Annotated in this window: 16 protein-coding genes; 8 read left to right on the plus strand and 8 right to left on the minus strand. The window is 59.9% G+C overall.

All coding sequences use genetic code 11. The annotated features are described in order from the left end of the window. Window positions 1-419: 419 nt before the first annotated feature. Complete coding sequence (locus CFBP5499_RS03990) at window positions 420-1355, plus strand: DMT family transporter (protein WP_080825496.1); 936 nt, start codon at window positions 420-422, stop codon at window positions 1353-1355. Window positions 1356-1784: 429 nt separating this feature from the next. Here CFBP5499_RS03990 and CFBP5499_RS03995 read toward each other — a convergent pair whose 3' ends face one another. The 3 genes from CFBP5499_RS03995 to CFBP5499_RS04010 all read right to left on the minus strand — a co-directional run bounded on the left by CFBP5499_RS03995 (window position 1785) and on the right by CFBP5499_RS04010 (window position 4382). Beyond that, window positions 1785-1976, minus strand: coding sequence for a hypothetical protein (locus tag CFBP5499_RS03995; RefSeq protein ID WP_080825494.1), 192 nt, complete (start codon window positions 1974-1976; stop codon window positions 1785-1787). A gap of 152 nt (window positions 1977-2128) precedes the next feature. Next, window positions 2129-3040, minus strand: a complete 912-nt coding sequence (locus tag CFBP5499_RS04005; RefSeq protein ID WP_080825493.1) for a uracil-DNA glycosylase — start codon at window positions 3038-3040, stop codon at window positions 2129-2131. A gap of 43 nt (window positions 3041-3083) precedes the next feature. Next, window positions 3084-4382 carry an Hsp70 family protein gene (locus tag CFBP5499_RS04010; RefSeq protein ID WP_080825492.1) on the minus strand — a complete coding sequence of 433 codons (1299 nt, stop codon included), beginning with the start codon at window positions 4380-4382 and terminating at the stop codon, window positions 3084-3086. Window positions 4383-4799: 417 nt separating this feature from the next. Between CFBP5499_RS04010 and CFBP5499_RS04015 the strand changes: the two genes are divergently transcribed. Then, on the plus strand, window positions 4800-5777 hold the full coding sequence (locus CFBP5499_RS04015) for a GGDEF domain-containing protein (RefSeq protein WP_175416609.1): 978 nt from the start codon (window positions 4800-4802) through the stop codon (window positions 5775-5777). A 21-nt stretch (window positions 5778-5798) separates the two neighbouring features. Here CFBP5499_RS04015 and CFBP5499_RS04020 read toward each other — a convergent pair whose 3' ends face one another. After that, window positions 5799-6587, minus strand: coding sequence for an SDR family oxidoreductase (locus CFBP5499_RS04020; RefSeq protein WP_080825491.1), 789 nt, complete (start codon window positions 6585-6587; stop codon window positions 5799-5801). Window positions 6588-6768: 181 nt separating this feature from the next. Here CFBP5499_RS04020 and CFBP5499_RS04025 point away from each other — a divergent pair, with 181 nt between their 5' ends. Then, complete coding sequence (locus CFBP5499_RS04025; RefSeq protein WP_080825490.1) at window positions 6769-7689, plus strand: cation diffusion facilitator family transporter; 921 nt, start codon at window positions 6769-6771, stop codon at window positions 7687-7689. A 112-nt stretch (window positions 7690-7801) separates the two neighbouring features. On the opposite strand, the gene CFBP5499_RS04030 is transcribed toward CFBP5499_RS04025, so the two are convergent. Further along, a complete protein-coding gene (locus CFBP5499_RS04030) occupies window positions 7802-8548 on the minus strand; it encodes an SDR family NAD(P)-dependent oxidoreductase (protein ID WP_080825489.1) in 747 nt (248 codons plus the stop codon). Window positions 8549-8568: 20 nt separating this feature from the next. Beyond that, entirely contained in the window at window positions 8569-8967 is a 399-nt protein-coding gene (locus CFBP5499_RS04035; protein ID WP_080825488.1) for a hypothetical protein, read from the minus strand. Between the two features lie 165 nt (window positions 8968-9132). On the opposite strand from CFBP5499_RS04035, the gene CFBP5499_RS04040 reads away from it, so the two are divergent. From CFBP5499_RS04040 to CFBP5499_RS04050, 3 genes are all read left to right on the plus strand, one after another. Next, window positions 9133-9528, plus strand: a complete 396-nt coding sequence (locus CFBP5499_RS04040) for a winged helix-turn-helix transcriptional regulator (protein ID WP_080825487.1) — start codon at window positions 9133-9135, stop codon at window positions 9526-9528. Between the two features lie 349 nt (window positions 9529-9877). Then, a complete protein-coding gene (locus tag CFBP5499_RS04045) occupies window positions 9878-11542 on the plus strand; it encodes an electron transfer flavoprotein-ubiquinone oxidoreductase (protein ID WP_080825486.1) in 1665 nt (554 codons plus the stop codon). Window positions 11543-11985: 443 nt separating this feature from the next. Further along, window positions 11986-12729 carry a pentapeptide repeat-containing protein gene (locus tag CFBP5499_RS04050; RefSeq protein WP_080825485.1) on the plus strand — a complete coding sequence of 248 codons (744 nt, stop codon included), beginning with the start codon at window positions 11986-11988 and terminating at the stop codon, window positions 12727-12729. 86 nt (window positions 12730-12815) lie between these two features. Here the strand turns inward: CFBP5499_RS04050 and CFBP5499_RS04055 are convergent, their stop codons facing one another. After that, window positions 12816-13832, minus strand: a complete 1017-nt coding sequence (locus tag CFBP5499_RS04055; protein ID WP_080825484.1) for a zinc-binding alcohol dehydrogenase family protein — start codon at window positions 13830-13832, stop codon at window positions 12816-12818. A gap of 104 nt (window positions 13833-13936) precedes the next feature. On the opposite strand from CFBP5499_RS04055, the gene CFBP5499_RS04060 reads away from it, so the two are divergent. Both CFBP5499_RS04060 and CFBP5499_RS04065 read left to right on the plus strand, forming a co-directional pair. Beyond that, window positions 13937-14326, plus strand: coding sequence for a winged helix-turn-helix transcriptional regulator (locus CFBP5499_RS04060; protein ID WP_080825483.1), 390 nt, complete (start codon window positions 13937-13939; stop codon window positions 14324-14326). A 122-nt stretch (window positions 14327-14448) separates the two neighbouring features. Continuing rightward, window positions 14449-15285, plus strand: coding sequence for an undecaprenyl-diphosphate phosphatase (locus tag CFBP5499_RS04065; RefSeq protein ID WP_080825482.1), 837 nt, complete (start codon window positions 14449-14451; stop codon window positions 15283-15285). A gap of 130 nt (window positions 15286-15415) precedes the next feature. Here CFBP5499_RS04065 and mgtE read toward each other — a convergent pair whose 3' ends face one another. Beyond that, complete coding sequence (mgtE, locus tag CFBP5499_RS04070; protein ID WP_080825481.1) at window positions 15416-16789, minus strand: magnesium transporter; 1374 nt, start codon at window positions 16787-16789, stop codon at window positions 15416-15418. Between the last annotated feature and the right edge of the window lie 31 nt (window positions 16790-16820).

Raw genomic sequence — 16820 nt, forward strand, 5'->3', positions numbered from 1 at the left:
GCGTGGTCTCCCGGCATCATGTCGTCATAAGGCCCGGATGTAAAATAGGTAGAGTATTCGTCACGTTCATGTGCGCGTCGGAGGACGTTCTGTCCCGCCATGGAAGGCTTTGCCGGCCGTGCAGACGATCCTCCCGCCGCCGGACCCACGGACCATCGCAGCAAATGTTGAACGATTGCTGAAATTATATTTTATTTTCTTCAAATTTTAGCGCGCGTCGCTTTTGGTTTGCATCACTTCCGCAGCCGCGAAAACAATCCTTCCCCAAATCGACGGAATTCACGGGTAAATCACATTTTTTGTTGTAAAGCGCCGGAGGAATGCTCTAGCCTTGCATAAATCCAATTCCCCTGCGTCGTCCTCCCCGCATGAAAAATCTCCCGATGGCGTGTTTGCGCAGCCGATATGAGTAGTTGCCAATGAACGCCGAACCGATGAATCCCTTTCGCGGGATTAGCCTGAAGCTGATTTCGGTCGGCTTTTTTCTTGTCATGCAGACCTGTATCAAGGCCGCAGGCGATGTGCCTGCCGGCCAGATTACCTTCTTCCGTTCCGCTTTCGCCATTCTCCCGATTGTCGTCTATCTGGCGTGGCTGCATGCGCTGACGAGCGCCCTGCACACCAATAATCTTTTCGGCCATTTCAAGCGCGGGTTTCTGGGCATCCTGTCCATGGCCTGTGGCTTTTACGGGCTGACCATGCTGCCGCTGCCGGAATTCATCGCCATCGGTTATGCCTCGCCGCTTCTCGCCGTCGTTTTTGCCGCCGTCATCCTGCATGAAAAGGTGCGCATCTATCGCTGGAGCGCGGTCTTCGTCGGCATGACGGGGGTGCTGGTGATTCTCTGGCCGAAGATGACGCTTCTGAGGGAAGGCGGTTTTGCCGCCGGCGAGGGGCTGGGGGCCATTGCCGTGTTGTGCGGTGCGGCGCTCGGCGGTCTGGCGATGATCCAGGTGCGGCAACTGGTGGAGACGGAAAGGACGCCGACCATCGTGCTCTATTTTTCGCTCACCGCCACCCTGCTGTCGCTCGTCAGCGTGCCTTTCGGCTGGAGCGCGCTGAGCATGACGCAGGCCATGCTGCTGATCACCAGCGGCATTTGCGGCGGCGTTGCGCAAATCTTCCTGACGGAGAGTTACCGGCACGCCGAAGTCTCGGTCATCGCGCCCTTCGAATACAGCTCCATCATCTTCGGAATCGCGGTTTCCTACATTCTGTTCGGAGATATTCCCACGGTGACGATGCTGATCGGCACGGCGATCGTTATCCTCGCCGGCATCTTCATCATCTTCCGCGAACATCAACTGGGCCTGGCAAGACGGGCGGCGCGCAAGGCCTCGACGCCGCAAGGGTGAGGGAACCCAAATCTGCGCGTCTTGCCTGTTTCCAGGACAAGCGCGCGGCATTCTCAACCACCGAATTTCACGAAAAATGCTTCTCCTCCGTCATCCCGGCCTTGAGCCGGGATCCAGCCGGCGCGGCTCTCACGCGGCGAGAAGAGTCTTTTCAGCCCAAGGACTTGGGCTGGCTGGATTCCGGCTCAAGGCCGGAATGACGGATTGGATGACGCATGGTGGCAGACAAGATTGAGAGTGCCGTTTTTTGTCTCAACCGGCGTTAACGGAAGAAGAACGGCTGGGCGCGCACTACAACCTTGTGACTCGGTTCAAGACTTCGTCGCAGCCTTTCGAAAAAAACCACAAATGCAAAAGGCGCCTTCCCGAAGAAAGACGCCAGCGCGCAATCATATCTATGGACCAGTGCTAAACTGGCCTGAGTGCTTCTCAGCGCTCGCGGAAATCCGCGAAGACTGCCGAGGGACGCGTCACGCGGACTTGCTGCATGGCAGCGCGTGCGGTGATCTGTTCGTTTGCGGCTGCGCCGAAACGATGGTAACCCTGACTGGAGCGAGGGCCGAGGCCCGCCAGGCGGAGCGTTTCAAAGCCGGAATGTACCGGACGGAAGCGAGTGGTCATTGCCTTGGTTCCTTAAACCGAATTCCTCCCAAGACATGATCGCTATATCGCAGCGCAGCATGGATTCGGCAAGTCGGCCAAATGCGCCGCTGTTATGCGTAATGCGCATGGCTTTTTTCATAATTCATTTACATTGATCAGGAATGAGGCAGTCAGCTTTGCGCGATCTTTGCCTGAAAAGCCAATAAATCCTGCCATGCCAAGGACTTGCTGGCTGGCGCGTTCAACAGTTCCTGCGGGTGCAGGCTTGCGAGCGCGGGCAGAATCAGGTGTCCGGCTGCGACATCACGCCACTGTCCGCGCAGCGTATGGATGGTGCCGGTGCCACCAAAGAAGAAACGTGCGGTGAAGTTGCCGAGAAGCAACAGGTGTTTCGGCTCCGCGAGCGCTATCTGGCGCTCGATGAACGGCCGGCAGATATCCATTTCAGCCTGAGTCGGTGGGCGGTTGCCCGGCGGCCGCCAGGGCACCACATTGCCGAGCATGATGGCGCTGCGGTTAAGGCCGATGGCCGCCAGCATGCGCTCAAGCAGCAGGCCGGTCTTGCCGGCAAAGGGCAGGCCTTCGCGGTCGTCATCGGCGTCAGGCATGGGGCCGATGACCATGATGGCGGAGGCGGGATCGCCCTCGCTGAAAATCGTATTGCGCGCGCTGTTCTTGAGATTGCAGCCGCTGAAACCCTCGAGCGCGGTTTTCAGCTCGGCAAGCGAGCGCGCGCTTTCCGCCGCAAAACGCGCGGCCGCCACGGCCTGCTCGTCCGGCATGGCGACATTCTGCTGAATGGCGAGGGCTGCCGGTGCACCGCGTGCCGGAGCGCTCCGGCCCGGCGACTGCCGTTGAGGTGCGTCGGCACGGTGATTGGCCGGGCTCTCCGACTGCCTCGCGGGCGCGGTAGTGTCCTGCCCCGGCTCCCGTCCCGGCATCGGGCGGGCAGGGCGGGCGGCGGCAAATTCGGCGAAACGGTCGACCGGCGCCTCTTCCAGCATCCAGTCTACGCCCGCATCCGCATGGAAATGCAGGAGGGCGGCAAGTTCGGCCGGGGAAAGGTCGTGGGCGGCGATCATGGGTGGAAATTAGCCCATGTTCCCCGCCCGGGGAACCCGTAAATCACGCTGTCCAGCGCTGAATATCGCCGCTTTCGCCGATCATGGCGAGACCATGGGCGATCGAGAGCAACTCGCCGCCGCTTTCAATCCGGTCGGCGTCGAAGCGGCGGGTGAAAAGCTCTCGCACCGCCGGCACGAAAGAGGTGCCGCCGGTGAGGAACACCTTGTCGATTGCCTCTGGTGCAACTTTCGTCTTCTCCAGAACCTCGTCCAGCGCGCCCTCGATCTTGGCCAGATCTTCGGCGATCCACCCGTTGAAATCGCTGCGCTTGACCATCTTGCGCCCGGCCTTGCCGAGCGGCGCGAAGTTGAATTCCGCTTCCTCGGCCGAAGACAGCGCCATCTTGGTGGCGGAAATCGCCTGATAGAGTGGGTAACCTTCGTCATGCTCGACGAGATCGATGAAGAGTTCCAGCTTGTCGGGCTCCAGCGCCGAGCGGACCAGCGATTTGAGGTCGGTGAATTCCTTTGAGGTCTTGAAGATCGACAGCTGGTTCCAGCGCCCGAAATTCACGTAATAACCCGAAGGCACGTCCAGCACCTTGTCGAAGCTTTTGAACTTGCTGCCTTTGCCGATCTCAGGCGAGACCAGATTGTCGATCATGCGGAAGTCGAAATGATCGCCCGCCACGCCGACGCCGGAATGGCCGATGGGGGTGGCGGAAAGCTTGCCGGCATGGGTCTCGAAACGGATCAGCGAATAGTCCGTCGTGCCGCCGCCGAAATCCGCCACCAGCACGTTGGCGTCCTTCTTCAGGCTTTGGGCGAAATAATAGGCGGCCGCCACCGGCTCGTAGACATAATGGATTTCCGGGAAACCGGCCCGGGTGAGCGCTTCGTTGTAACGGGCAAGCGCCAGCGTTTCGTCCGGATTGCTGCCGGCAAAACGCACCGGTCGGCCGGCGACGACGGTCGACACATCGCCCGGCCATTCGGACCCCGCATAGGTCTTCAGCTTGCGCAGGAACACCTCCATCAGGTCTTCGAAGCTCTGGCGCTTGGCGAAGATCAGGGTGCCCTGAAACAGCGGCGAGGCCGCAAATGTCTTGATCGACTGCAGGAAACGACAGTCGCCGGCATTGTCGATGAATTGCCGGATGGCGGCTTGTCCCGCTTCCACATGCAGGGCGGCGGCACCTAGGCCGGCATCCTTCATGAAAGAGAGCGCCGTGCGCATGCTGTCATCCGTGCCCGCGCTGCTGGTGAAGCGCATGGAATGGCTTGAGCTGCCAGTGTCGGAAAGAGCCATGACCGTGTTGGTCGTGCCGAAATCGAGGCCGAGAGCCCGCTTTTGCGTCATCGCCATATTCCTTGTGCCGATAGAAGAACCCGCCCGGCCCTTGGGTGGCCCGGCGTGAAGATAAGGGATGCCCTTGGCACCCCGATGTCAGAGGAGGGCGGTTGATTGCACAAGGCAGACGGAATGGCAAGCGCCGCCTATTGTTTTTGAGCGATGCGCCGCCCACCGACAGGTCTTGGCGGGAATAGGTAATCGCTGCGGATTAGGGATGATAAGCGACCCGGCTAGGCCGCCATGAAAGGGCGTAGCAGTTTTCTGCAATATTCTTATGGGTTTGCTGCTATGGTGGTGCGCATATGAAGTAGTGACGATCGAAACATGCTGGAGATGGATCGCTTTAAATATTTTTGTAATCATAGAGTGTATTCTAAACAAACTGTATTGGTTGCCTGTTGTTTCCGTAGCCTGGGAAATTCGATGCCCCGCAAGCCGGCCCGTTCCACCCTCGAAGAAGTGCCGCTGGATCATTCCGGCCTCGTTCGGGGCGATCTGGGAATTTTCAACCGCCAGCTCATGCACCTGCTGGAGGCCTCGCAGCAGGGTTATGCGCTGTTCGACGGTGGCGACAGGTTGCGCTTTGCAAATGCCGCGTTCCGCAAGGCACTGGATGTGCCTGATGACGGGTTTCCGAGCTGGCTGGAACTGATGCGCAACGGCTATCGCAACGCCACGGGCACTGCCATTGAAACCACCGATTTCGAATTGTGGCTGCGCTCCGCCAAAACCAGGCGCGGCAAGCTGCCCTTCCGCACCATAGAGACCAGCCTCAATGACGGGCGCTGGATATTGACGACCGAAACGACATTGCCGGGCGGCTGGATGCTCTGCGTGGTTACCGATGTTTCCGAACTCGGGGTCGAATTGCGCGATCTGAGGCAGGAGCGGGACAGGGCGCTGAAATCGGCCATGAGTGACGAGCTGACCGGTCTCGGCAACCGCCGCTACGTGATGGACAGTCTCAACCAGATGCTCGGCCCCAACAAGGCCCAGGCGCTTGCCATCGCCATCATCGATATAGACCACTTCAAGGCAGTGAATGACCGTTTCGGGCACGCCTGCGGCGATATGGTTCTCACGGACTTTGCCGCCCGGCTTTCCGCCATGGCGTGCCGGGACGACCTTGTGGGCCGGATCGGCGGAGAGGAGTTTCTGCTGGTCCTCAGCGGCTCGCGAATGCTGGGCGTCGAGGCTGTCATGCAGGAGTTGCTGTCATCGTTGACGCAGGCGTCACCGCTCGGGGATATGCCGGATTTCCGTTATAGCTGCTCGGCCGGGATTGCCTTCGCAAATCCCGGGGAGAGCGCCAGCGACGTTCTGCGTCGCGCCGACATAGCGCTTTACGAAGCCAAGAATACCGGGAGAAACCGCTTCGTGATCCATGAAGCGGCCTCCTGACGAGCTTGTCTCCGTCCGGCGTCAGTTCGACTTCGCCGCACCCCCATCCACCCGCAGCATCGTGCCGGTGATATAGCTCGCCGGCACAGAGCAGAGGAAAGCGCCGGCGGCGGCGAATTCTTCTACTGTGCCGAGACGGCCGGCGGGGATGCTTTTGACGGAGGCCTCGCGCACTTCCTCGATGCTTTTACCCAGACGTTTGGCATTGGCGCCATCCAGTTCGTCGATGCGGTCAGTATGGATACGGCCGGGCAGGAGCAGGTTGGAGGTGATGCCGAAACCGGCCACTTCGGAGGACAGCGTCTTGCTCCAGCCGACAAGCGCGCCGCGCAGCGTGTTGGAAAGGGCGAGATTGGGGATCGGTTCGAACACGCCCGACGAGGCGACGGTGAGGATGCGGCCGAAACCCTGTTCCTTCATCTGCGGCAGGAGCGCATTGGTAAGGGTGATGACCCGCAGAACCATGGACTGGAAGAAGGTGTCGAGCTTGTCGACCGTCATGTCCTGCGCGAGGCCGGGCGTCGGACCGCCGGTATTGTTGACGAGAATATCGATGCCGCCAAGCTTGTCCTTGACGGCCTGAACCATGGCTTCGACGAAATTGTCATCGGCGAGATCACCCCACACCCATTCGGCCTTGCCCTTGCCGAGCGCGTTGATCGTCTTGCAATTTTCCGCCAGCTTTTCACCGCTTCGGCCAACCAGAAGGACGTTTGCGCCTTCTTTCGCGAGCGCCGTGGCAATGCCAAGCCCAAGGCCGCGAGAGGAGGCGAGAACAAGGGCGCGTTTGCCGGAAATGCCGAAATCCATGGGTTTTATCCTGTCTTGTGAGTGCAGTATGTGGTGTTTATAGAGCATTTCCAGGAAAAGTGGACCCCGGTTTTCCGTCCGGAAATGCGACAAAACAAAGAGTTAGAGATTTTTCGCGATTCGCGGAAAAGCGAAAGACCTCTATAAGGTGGCGTCCGCTTCTGAAGGTCAAAGACACGTCATGACAGAACAATCCCTGCTGAAATTCTCCATTGCCGTCACGGTTGTCCTGGCGCTGTTCGGCATTGGCGCGGGCCTGTTCTCCGGTTCCTTCGCGGTGGTTTTCGACGGCGTTTATGCGCTCACCGATGCTTTCATGACGGTGCTGGCGCTGCTTGTCGCACGGCTGATCGCCGCTTCCGCAGCACCTAGGCCCGGCGGCCGGCTGGCTGAACGATTCACCATGGGTTTCTGGCATCTGGAGCCGATGGTGCTTGGCCTCAACGGCACGCTGTTGATGGGTGCGGCGATCTATGCGCTCATCAATGCCATCGACAGCCTGCTGGATGGCGGCCGCTCGATCGAGTTCGATTACGCCATCATCGTCACCTTCGTCAGCTTCGCCGTCTCGCTCGCCATGGCATGGTTCGTCAGAGGGCAGAACCGCAGGCTGAAATCCGCCTTTGTGGCGCTGGACGCCAAGAGCTGGCTGATGAGTGCGCTTCTGAGCATGGCGCTGTTCGTCGCCTTCGCCGTCGGTTACGGCCTCACGGGCACGGCGCAGGCCTGGCTCGCGCCCTATATCGACCCGGCCGTGCTGGCGCTGGTCTGCCTCGTCATCATCCCCATGCCGCTCGGCAATGTGAAACAGGCGCTTGCCGACATTCTTCTGGTGACGCCGCTGGAGTTCAAGCATCATGTGGACGGGGTGGCCGGGGAGGTCGTGACGAAGTTCGGCTTTACCTCACATTATTCCTACGTCGCCCGCGTCGGCCGTGGCCGGCAGATCGAACTCTTCTTCATCGTCCCCAGGAACTGGCCGCCCCGGCGTCTGGAGGAATGGGACGCGATCCGCGACGAGATCGGCAATGCGCTGGGTGGCGAGGGGAGTGACCGCTGGCTGACGATCGTGTTCACGACGGATGAGGAATGGGCGGTTTGATCTCATCTGAGACATTGTTGCCATAAATCGCCTAAGGCTCGGAAGTCTGCGAAGAAATTCGCAGACTTCGCGGAGGAGCCGCTTTCAGGCAAGCAACGCGCTCACAGCTTTTTCAACGCGCGGCATCAATAATCATGCCACCATCGGGCGTCAGGCTATACCCTGTGATGAATTGCGCATCTTTGCTGGCAAGGAACAGCACCACGGGAGCGATATCGTCTTCGGGGGAGCCATGCCGGGAAAGGGCGTTGGCCGGGGCGGGAATATTCGCTGCCGCCGCCCCCCAGGTATCGGCAACGGGCAGGATGTTGTTGACGGTAATCTTGTCGGCACCCCATTCCCGTGCCGCAACCCGTGTCAGGGCACGTATGGCTTCCTTCGCCATGTTGTACGGCGCATATGGTACCAAACCCGTGACGCCGGCCATCGAACCGAAATTGATGACACGTCCTTCGCCGCTGGCTTTCAGATGGGGGTAGGCGGCCTGCATCATCCGCAAAAAGGCGATCGGCCCCGTATCGAAGTTGCGCTGCAGTTGCTCCACCGACAAATCGAGAACCGAGGACTGTACCACTGACGGGTCGAATGCGTTGTTCACAAGGATATCGATGCGGCCCCAGGTCGCGACAACCGTGTCGATCGCTGGCTTGATCGCGTCGGCATCGCTGACATCGAGCGCAATGCCCAAAGCGGTCCCGCCCGCAGCTTCTATGTCGGCCACGACAGCATCGACATTCGCGGGCGTGAGCGAGAGCACCGCAACTTTAGCGCCCTGGGCGGCGAGGAGTTTGGCGGTGGCGCGGCCGATTCCACGGCCAGCCCCGGTGACGATCGCAACCTTGCCTTCTAATCTTTTCATGGGGGTTTCCTTTTTAAGGTTTACTGGTGGACCGCTGCTTCAGGAGCATACGGTGAGGGAACATCGCGAGCGTGGTTCTGTGTCGCGAAGGATGTGGCCAGCAGGATGAGGCCAATAGCGGCGGGCATCGCACCCTTGATGCTGCGGACGCCGAGATGCGCCATTCCGGACAGGATCAAATGGTAGAAAATACCCGCATAGGCGAGATCGCTGAGTGGCAGGGAGAAGCGGGTCAGGATTGCAAGTGGCCCAAGTATCTTCACGACGATCATGAACGGCGCCAGATGGGCTGCATGATAGCCGAGGTCGGCCTGGGCCTTTTCGACGAAGCCCCTCCTGGCCAGGTACAGGGCCGCCGAAGACAGATATAGCGCCGACAGGAGGCCCGTGCTGATCCAGTAGGTGTAGGTCATAGTCATGGAATATCCCTCTCGCCGGGCGTCCCGGCGAAATTGAGCATTGATCTTGCGCTTTTCGGATGACGCGTTGCATCGGCTACGAAGAGCTTGTAGAGAATTTGTAGGCTATGATGAATTTTCGCAAGTAGGATGAATTTCTGACACTAGGTATGGAAAACAAGACTAATGGATGAATCCGACTTCACGATGCAGGACGAGATGCGTCGCGCCTTCGCTATGCTTTCGGGAAAATGGAAGCTGGAAATCATGTGGCTGCTTCATCAGCGTGTCCACCGTTTCGGAGAGCTGCGAAAGGCGATCCCCGGAATTACCCAGCACATGTTGTCGGCGCAGCTTCGCGAGTTGGAGGCGGACGGTCTCGTTTCACGAACCGTTTTTGCGGAGGTGCCACCTCGCGTCGAGTATGAGATGACGGAAAAGGCGCGAGGCCTTGGTCCGACGATGCAGGCATTGGCGGCCTGGTGGGAAGAGTATGGCAAGACCGTTCCATTAAAGCCGAATCCGCGCGGCCGGAAACCGAACAACAGGACTGCGGCGAGTCAATCGAAGCCGAAAACGTAGGACTTTGCTTTTTTCGCTGAGGAGTCCTTACTCCCGCTGCCCGCGTGTTGCCGAATAACAGTCGCTACTGAACAGGCGTGGCCCTTGACGGCCAAACATGGCGCTTCTATTCTGTTTTACGTGAACGTAAAAGTAATACACCAATCATCAGGTTGTCTGACAATAGGCTGGCGTGCGACATGTTTTGCCGCTATAGAAGCTCGACAAAGGCGTCCTGCTTTGCGATGACAGGCACTGGTGAATGCGGTGTCGCGGATGGCTTTTTGTCCGGCGCAGGCGATGCGCCGGGAATGCCGGAAAGCGGATATATAACAACAGCCGGATGGGACCGGCGATCTGAGAGGACAAGATGACGGAAGCGATGGAACTGCCCGAACGCGAAGCGATGGAATTCGACGTTGTGATCGTTGGCGCGGGTCCTGCGGGTCTCAGCGCGGCCATCCGGCTGAAGCAGGTGGAGCCCGAGCTTTCGGTCGTCGTTCTGGAAAAGGGCGCGGAAGTTGGCGCGCATATTCTTTCGGGCGCGGTGGTCGATCCCATCGGCATCGACCGGCTGCTGCCGGGCTGGCGCGAAGAGGAGGGGCATCCCTTCAAGACCGAGGTCAAGGACGACCAGTTCATGTTCCTAGGCCCGGCCGGCTCCATCCGCCTGCCGAATTTCATGATGCCGCCTTTGATGAACAATCACGGCAATTACATCGTCTCACTCGGCCTCGTCTGTCGCTGGCTGGCGGAAAAGGCGGAAGCGCTCGGCGTCGAGATCTATCCGGGCTTTGCCGCCACCGAAGTGCTTTATAATGACGAAGGCGCGGTCATCGGCGTCGCCACCGGTGATATGGGCATCGAGAAAAACGGCGAGCCCGGCCCGAACTTCACCCGCGGCATGGAGCTGCACGGCAAATATGTGCTTGTTGGAGAAGGCGTGCGTGGATCGCTTGCCAAGCAGCTGATCGCCAAATTCGACCTGTCTAGGGATCGCGAGCCCCAAAAGTTCGGCATCGGCATCAAGGAGCTGTGGCAGGTCAAGCCGGAGAAGCACAAGCAGGGCCTCGTGCAGCACTCCTTCGGCTGGCCGCTCGGTTTCAAGACCGGCGGCGGCTCGTTCCTGTATCATCTGGAGGATAACCTCGTCGCCGTCGGCTTCGTCGTTCACCTCAACTATAAGAATCCCTATCTTTATCCCTTCGAGGAATTCCAGCGCTTCAAGACGCATCCCTCGATCCGCGACACCTTCGAGGGCGGCAAGCGCATTTCCTATGGCGCGCGCGCCATCACTGAAGGCGGTTACCAGTCGGTGCCGAAGCTCACCTTCCCCGGCGGCGCGCTGATCGGCTGTTCCGCCGGTCTCGTCAACGTGCCGCGCATCAAGGGCAGCCATAATGCGGTGCTTTCGGGCATGCTGGCGGCGGAAAAGATCGCCGCAGCCCTCTCAGCCGGCCGCGCTCATGACGAGGTGGTCGAGATCGAGGCCGAATGGCGCGAAGGCGATATCGGCAAGGATCTGAAGCGGGTGCGCAACGTCAAGCCTCTCTGGTCGAAATTCGGCACGCTGGTCGGTGTCGGCCTCGGCGGTCTCGACATGTGGACCAACCAGCTGTTCGGTTTCTCCTTCTTCGGCACGCTGAAGCATGGCAAGACGGATGCGCAGAGCCTGGAGCCGGCCTCCAAGCACAAGCCGATCGCCTATCCGAAACCGGATGGCGTTCTGACCTTCGACCGCCTGTCTTCGGTGTTCCTCTCCTCCACCAATCATGAGGAGGACCAGCCGGTCCATCTCCAGGTGAAGGACATGGAGCTGCAGAAGCGCTCCGAACACGACGTTTATGCCGGTCCCTCGGCCCGTTATTGTCCGGCCGGCGTTTATGAATGGGTGGAGAAGGATGGCGAGGAAGTTTACGTCATCAACGCCCAGAACTGCGTGCACTGTAAGACCTGCGACATCAAGGACCCCAACCAGAACATCAACTGGGTGCCGCCGCAGGGCGGCGAGGGGCCGGTTTACGCCAATATGTGATGGGGTGAGGGTATCCCTCTTCGTCATGCTCGGGCTTGTCCCTGTTGTCTGCAACGGATGATTTTACGATACTTGGACGAATCCTCGGGACAGGCCCGAGGATGTCGAGTTTGTTCGGACCGCGCGCGTGACCGAATGGACGGCCTCTGCGGAGCGTGCCGTTTCCGCCTGCAAAAACTCATTCCAACAACACAGACGCAATAAGCCCTCGCCGCCGCATCGCGTTCGCCATGGCGCAAGCGCAGCGCCCATTGCCTCTTTTCCCTCAGTATTTGTGGATTGCTCTTCGATTTCTTACATATAGGATGTTGGGGTGTTGTAACGTCATCCGGCCCGTGGATCGCGGGGCGGTAATGCGGTAACGCCTTGAATGTGCATATGGTCCCGGTTCGGCTCAAGAGCTGTTGCGTTTGCGCCGTCGCCCGGCGACAGGGAGTGAAAGAATGTCCGGCTTTCAAAGGCTGAATATCGTAGGAAAGACGCGGTTTGGCGCTGCTGTGGCGGCAGGGATGATGGTTGCGGTCGTTTCGCTGAGCGGCGGCCCGCTGGCGGCTGCCAGCTGCCGCACCGATGCCATGGCCGGCATCGACTGGCGCGAATGCAACAAGCGCATGTTGATGCTCGGCAGCAGCAATCTCGATTCGGCGATGCTTTACGGCACGGATTTCACCTATACCGACCTGCGCGGCTCTTCGCTGAAGGGGGCCAATCTTGAGAAGGCCAAGCTCATCCGCACGGCGCTAGGCGAGGCGAACCTGCAGGGCGCCAATCTGACAAAGGTGGAAGCCTACCGCAGCGATTTTTCCGCTGCCGACGCCACCAATGCCAAATTCATCAATGCCGAAATGCAGCGAACCAAATTCGAGAAGACCAAGCTCGATGGCACGGATTTCACCAAGGCTGAACTCGGGCGTGCCGATTTCGAGGGCGCATCGCTGAACGGCTCGAAATTTTCGCTGACCAACCTGTCGCGCGCCCGCTTCGGCGGCGCCACGCTTGGCGGTCCGGTGGATTTCACCAGCGCCTTCCTGCTGCTGACCCGCATCGAGGGGGTCGATCTCTCCACGGCCACCGGCCTCGACCAGAAACAGATCGACATTGCCTGCGGTGACGCCAAGACCAAATTGCCGAATGGCCTCACCGCGCCGGCTTCCTGGCCGTGCCCGGAAGATCCGGATGATGATTGATTGAATGGCCGCGCGGTTTTTGCCCGCGCGGCACGGATATCTCCATAAGAGCAGAGGCGTCCGCGATGCGGATGCCTCGTCGTCGATCAGAAGCCCGAAAGCACGATCTTGCCCTTGGCCGTGTTGCTCTCGATCAGGGCATGCGCCTTGATGAGGTTTGCGGCATTGATGGTGCCGAAAACCTCGGTCAACGTCGTCCTGATCTTGCCGGCATCCACCAGCTCGGCCACATGGTTCAGCAGCCTGTGCTGTTCGATCATGTCAGGCGTCTCGAAAACCGCGCGGGCGAACATCATTTCCCAGTGGATCGATACGCATTTGCGCTTGAAGGCCATGACGTCGAAGCCGCCGACCGGATCGTCGATCAGCGCAAAACGGCCCTGCGGCGCAATGGCCGCCACGCTGTCGGCGGCGTGAATATCGCTATGGGTGGTCGAAAACACGAAGCCCGGCGCACCGATGCCAAGCGCTTCCACCTGCGGCGCGATCGGCTTGCCGTGATCGATGACGTGATGCGCACCGAGTTCCTTCACCCACTCCATGGTTTCCGGCCGCGACGCCGTCGCGATGACGGTGAGATCCGTCAGCGCTCTCAGAAGCTGGATGGCAATCGAACCGACGCCGCCGGCACCGCCGATGACAAGAACGGCATTGGCTGCGCCCGGAACCGGCTCCTTCACCCGCAGCCGGTCGAACAGCGTCTCGTAAGCGGTGATCGCGGTGAGCGGCAGGGCGGCGGCCTCTTCGAAATTCAGCGATTTCGGCTTTGCGCCAACGATGCGCTCATCGACCAGGTGGAATTCGCTGTTGGAGCCCGGGCGGTTGATGACACCGGCATAAAATACCTCGTCGCCGGGCTTGAACAGCGAGACCCTGTCGCCGACGGCCTTCACCACACCCGAAGCGTCGAAACCCAGCACGCGGGTGGCGCCATTTTCCGGCGACTGGTTGCGGCGCACCTTGGTGTCCACAGGGTTCACCGAAACCGCCTTCACCTCTACCAGAATGTCGTGTCCCTTCGCCTCCGGCTGGGGCAGATCGATATCGATGAGGGCGTCCGTGGCGGTGATGGGCTGGCTGGTCTTGTAACCGATGGCGCGCATGAACAGTCTCCTTTGCTTGTTTGCGTGCCTCTTACTTGATACATATGAACACCAATCGCAAGAATGCACATTTTTTGACGATACATACAAAAAGGATACTGTAGATGTCGCGACCGCGCGCCAAGCTCACCGGCAACTTCCCCGGCTGTCCGGTGGAATCGGCCTTGAGTTTTCTCGATGGCAAATGGAAGGGCGTGATCCTTTATCACCTCATCAATGAGGGCACGCTGCGCTTCAACGAATTGCGCCGCCACATCCCAAGCGTCACCCAGCGCATGCTGACCAAGCAGCTGCGCGAGCTGGAAGAGGCCGGCCTTATTTCGCGCACCGTCTTCCCGGTGGTGCCGCCGCGGGTGGATTACGCGCTGACGCCGCTTGGCGAGACGATGCGGCCGGTGATTTCGGCGCTGAAAAGCTGGGGCGACGCCCATGTCGTGTGCAAAAACGGCGCGAAATATACCCAGCTTCCGGCAGCCCCGGAAAAGGCGGCCTGAGAGAAATCACGGGTAAAAGCAAGGTGCGGTGCGGGCCATTTTCATGGTGCGATGCAACACGGATTTGCCCCGATTGATGCATAATGCTGCAAACTCGATTCGCAGCAGGGACATCAAAGCACATGAGCATGGGTTGGATGGAGGCCGGATTTCTTGGCCTTTTGCAGGGACTTACGGAATTTCTTCCGGTTTCTTCAAGCGCGCATCTGAGGATCGCCGGGGAGTTCCTGCCGTCAGGCACTGATCCTGGGGCAGCCTTCACGGCAATTACCCAGATCGGCACGGAAATGGCGGTGCTGGTCTATTTCTGGTCCGACATCATGCGGATTGCGGCCGCCTGGCTCAGGCAGAACCTGCGGCTTGGCGAGTATAACAAGGCCGATGCGCGGCTCGGCTGGCTGATTATCGTCGGTTCGGTGCCGATCGTGTTTCTGGGGCTGTTCTTCAAGGATGCGATCGAACATTCGCTGCGCAACCTCTATATCACCGCCGTGATGCTGATCGTCTTCGGCATCGTTCTTGGCCTTGCCGACAGGATCGGGGAAAAGCGCTACAAGCTGAACCAGTTGATCTGGCGCGATGGCATCCTTTTCGGTTTCGCGCAGGCCATGGCGCTCATTCCCGGCGTTTCGCGTTCGGGCGGCACCATCAGCGCTGGCCTGCTTCTGGGTTATACCCGCGAGGCGGCGGCCCGTTATTCCTTCCTGCTCGCCGTTCCCGCCGTCTTCGGCTCCGGCTTTTACCAGCTGTTCAAAAGTATCGGCGAGGACAATCCGGTCGGTTGGGGCCAGACCGGGCTTGCGACCCTCATCGCCTTCGTGGTCGGTTACGCCGTGATCGTCGTTTTCCTGAAGCTGGTCTCGACCAAGAGCTACATGCCCTTCGTCTGGTACCGCGTGGTCATCGGCTTCATCCTGCTCGCCCTGTTGGGGACGGGCGTCATCAGCGCCGGCGGCTGAGGGGCGTTTTCCCAGAAACCATGCTTTTGGGAGAGTTGCATCATCCACACAAGTCCGGCATGACGGATGAGAGGTTGTTACGCGCCGTAAAAAAACTGAAGGCCCGCTCTTTCGAGCGGGCCTTTTGTCTTTAGAGCAATGTGCCGCTGAGGATAACCAGCGCCACCGAGAAGTAGATGACGAGGCCGCTGACATCCACCAGCGTCGCGACGAAGGGGGCAGAGGCGCTGGCGGGGTCGAGCCGCAGGCGCTGCAGGATGAACGGCAGCATGGAACCGGCGAGCGAACCGAAGGTGACGATGCCGACAAGTGCCGCAAAGACGGTGATGCCGACCAGCAGCCAGTGCTCGCCGTAATCGTAGAAACCTGCCTGCTGCCAGACGGTCAGGCGCAGGAAGCCGATGGCACCGAGAATGCAGCCGAGCGTCAGGCCCGTCGGGATTTCCCGCAGCAGCACCCGCCACCAGTCGGAAAGTTTCAATTCGCCGAGCGCCAGCGCCCGGATGATGAGCGAGGTGGCCTGCGAACCGGAGTTACCACCCGACGACATGATGAGCGGAATGAACAGCGTCAGCACAACGGCCTTTTCCAGCTCGCCCTCGAAATGCTGCATGGCGCTGGCCGTCAGCATTTCACCGAGGAACAGGGCTGAGAGCCAGCCGGCGCGCTTGCGGATCATGTCCGGAAAGCCGATCGTCATATAGGGCTTGCCGAGTGCTTCCATACCACCGAACTTGTGGGCATCTTCCGTGGTATCGGCGATCATGGTGTCGATTACGTCGTCAACGGTGACGATGCCGAGAATATGCGAGTGGTCATCAACCACGGGAAGCGCCAGAAGGTCGTGCTTGCGGATCAGCCGGGCCACATCCTCCTGCAACATCAGCGGGCTTGCATAGGCAATGCCTTCCTTCGACGCGACGGAAAGGATGGAAGCACCGGGCTCCCCGGTCAGCAGGCGACGCAGCGTCACGACCGTGGTGAGTGTCCCGTCCTCAGCCAGCACATAGATGGCATAGACCGTTTCACGCGACCGCTCGACAACGCGGATGTGCGAAAGGGTCTGTTCCACCGTCCAGCTGTCAGGGACGCTGACGAATTCCGTGGTCATGATGGAACCGGCGGTGCGCGGCGGATAGCCCATCAGATGTTTGATGGAGAGCGCGGTGGTGCGGTCCAGCCGGGAAAACAGCTTTGCGCGCGGCTCTTCTTCCATTTCCGCCATGACGTCGGCGACGCGGTCGTCAGACATCAGGTTGACGAAACGGGCGGCCTGTTCCAGCGGAATGCCGGCAATGATGGCGGCTGCGTCATGCAGCTCCGGCCGGTCGAGAATGGCAACGGCCTTTGCCTGCGGCATGGCAAGCAGGGCTGCTACGGCTGCGTCGGTATCAAGCGTGTTGAGGTGCTCGACACGTTCTGCAATGGTGGTGGAACCGGCATTTCCGCTGCGGAGAAGACGTGCGGCCTTGCTGGCTCTCTGGGAGAGAGTGTGGAAGTTCATGATTGCTCACCTTTCCGTCGATTCGCCGATT

Origin of the sequence: Agrobacterium tumefaciens (assembly GCF_005221325.1) — a bacterium.
Taxonomy (GTDB): Bacteria; Pseudomonadota; Alphaproteobacteria; order Rhizobiales; family Rhizobiaceae; genus Agrobacterium.

Excerpts from the sequence above, each read along its gene's own strand:
- mgtE (WP_080825481.1), bottom strand. The coding sequence starts at position 16,789 with ATGAACTTCCACACTCTCTCCCAGAGAGCCAGCAAGGCCGCACGTCTT.
- CFBP5499_RS04055 (WP_080825484.1), bottom strand. The coding sequence starts at position 13,832 with ATGCGCGCCATCGGTTACAAGACCAGCCAGCCCATCACCGCCACGGAC.
- CFBP5499_RS04010 (WP_080825492.1), bottom strand. The coding sequence starts at position 4,382 with ATGACGCAAAAGCGGGCTCTCGGCCTCGATTTCGGCACGACCAACACG.
- CFBP5499_RS04015 (WP_175416609.1), top strand. The coding sequence starts at position 4,800 with ATGCCCCGCAAGCCGGCCCGTTCCACCCTCGAAGAAGTGCCGCTGGAT.
- CFBP5499_RS04030 (WP_080825489.1), bottom strand. The coding sequence starts at position 8,548 with ATGAAAAGATTAGAAGGCAAGGTTGCGATCGTCACCGGGGCTGGCCGT.
- CFBP5499_RS04065 (WP_080825482.1), top strand. The coding sequence starts at position 14,449 with ATGAGCATGGGTTGGATGGAGGCCGGATTTCTTGGCCTTTTGCAGGGA.
- CFBP5499_RS03995 (WP_080825494.1), bottom strand. The coding sequence starts at position 1,976 with ATGACCACTCGCTTCCGTCCGGTACATTCCGGCTTTGAAACGCTCCGC.
- CFBP5499_RS04005 (WP_080825493.1), bottom strand. The coding sequence starts at position 3,040 with ATGATCGCCGCCCACGACCTTTCCCCGGCCGAACTTGCCGCCCTCCTG.
- CFBP5499_RS04035 (WP_080825488.1), bottom strand. The coding sequence starts at position 8,967 with ATGACTATGACCTACACCTACTGGATCAGCACGGGCCTCCTGTCGGCG.
- CFBP5499_RS04040 (WP_080825487.1), top strand. The coding sequence starts at position 9,133 with ATGGATGAATCCGACTTCACGATGCAGGACGAGATGCGTCGCGCCTTC.
- CFBP5499_RS03990 (WP_080825496.1), top strand. The coding sequence starts at position 420 with ATGAACGCCGAACCGATGAATCCCTTTCGCGGGATTAGCCTGAAGCTG.
- CFBP5499_RS04050 (WP_080825485.1), top strand. The coding sequence starts at position 11,986 with ATGTCCGGCTTTCAAAGGCTGAATATCGTAGGAAAGACGCGGTTTGGC.
- CFBP5499_RS04060 (WP_080825483.1), top strand. The coding sequence starts at position 13,937 with ATGTCGCGACCGCGCGCCAAGCTCACCGGCAACTTCCCCGGCTGTCCG.
- CFBP5499_RS04020 (WP_080825491.1), bottom strand. The coding sequence starts at position 6,587 with ATGGATTTCGGCATTTCCGGCAAACGCGCCCTTGTTCTCGCCTCCTCT.
- CFBP5499_RS04025 (WP_080825490.1), top strand. The coding sequence starts at position 6,769 with ATGACAGAACAATCCCTGCTGAAATTCTCCATTGCCGTCACGGTTGTC.
- CFBP5499_RS04045 (WP_080825486.1), top strand. The coding sequence starts at position 9,878 with ATGACGGAAGCGATGGAACTGCCCGAACGCGAAGCGATGGAATTCGAC.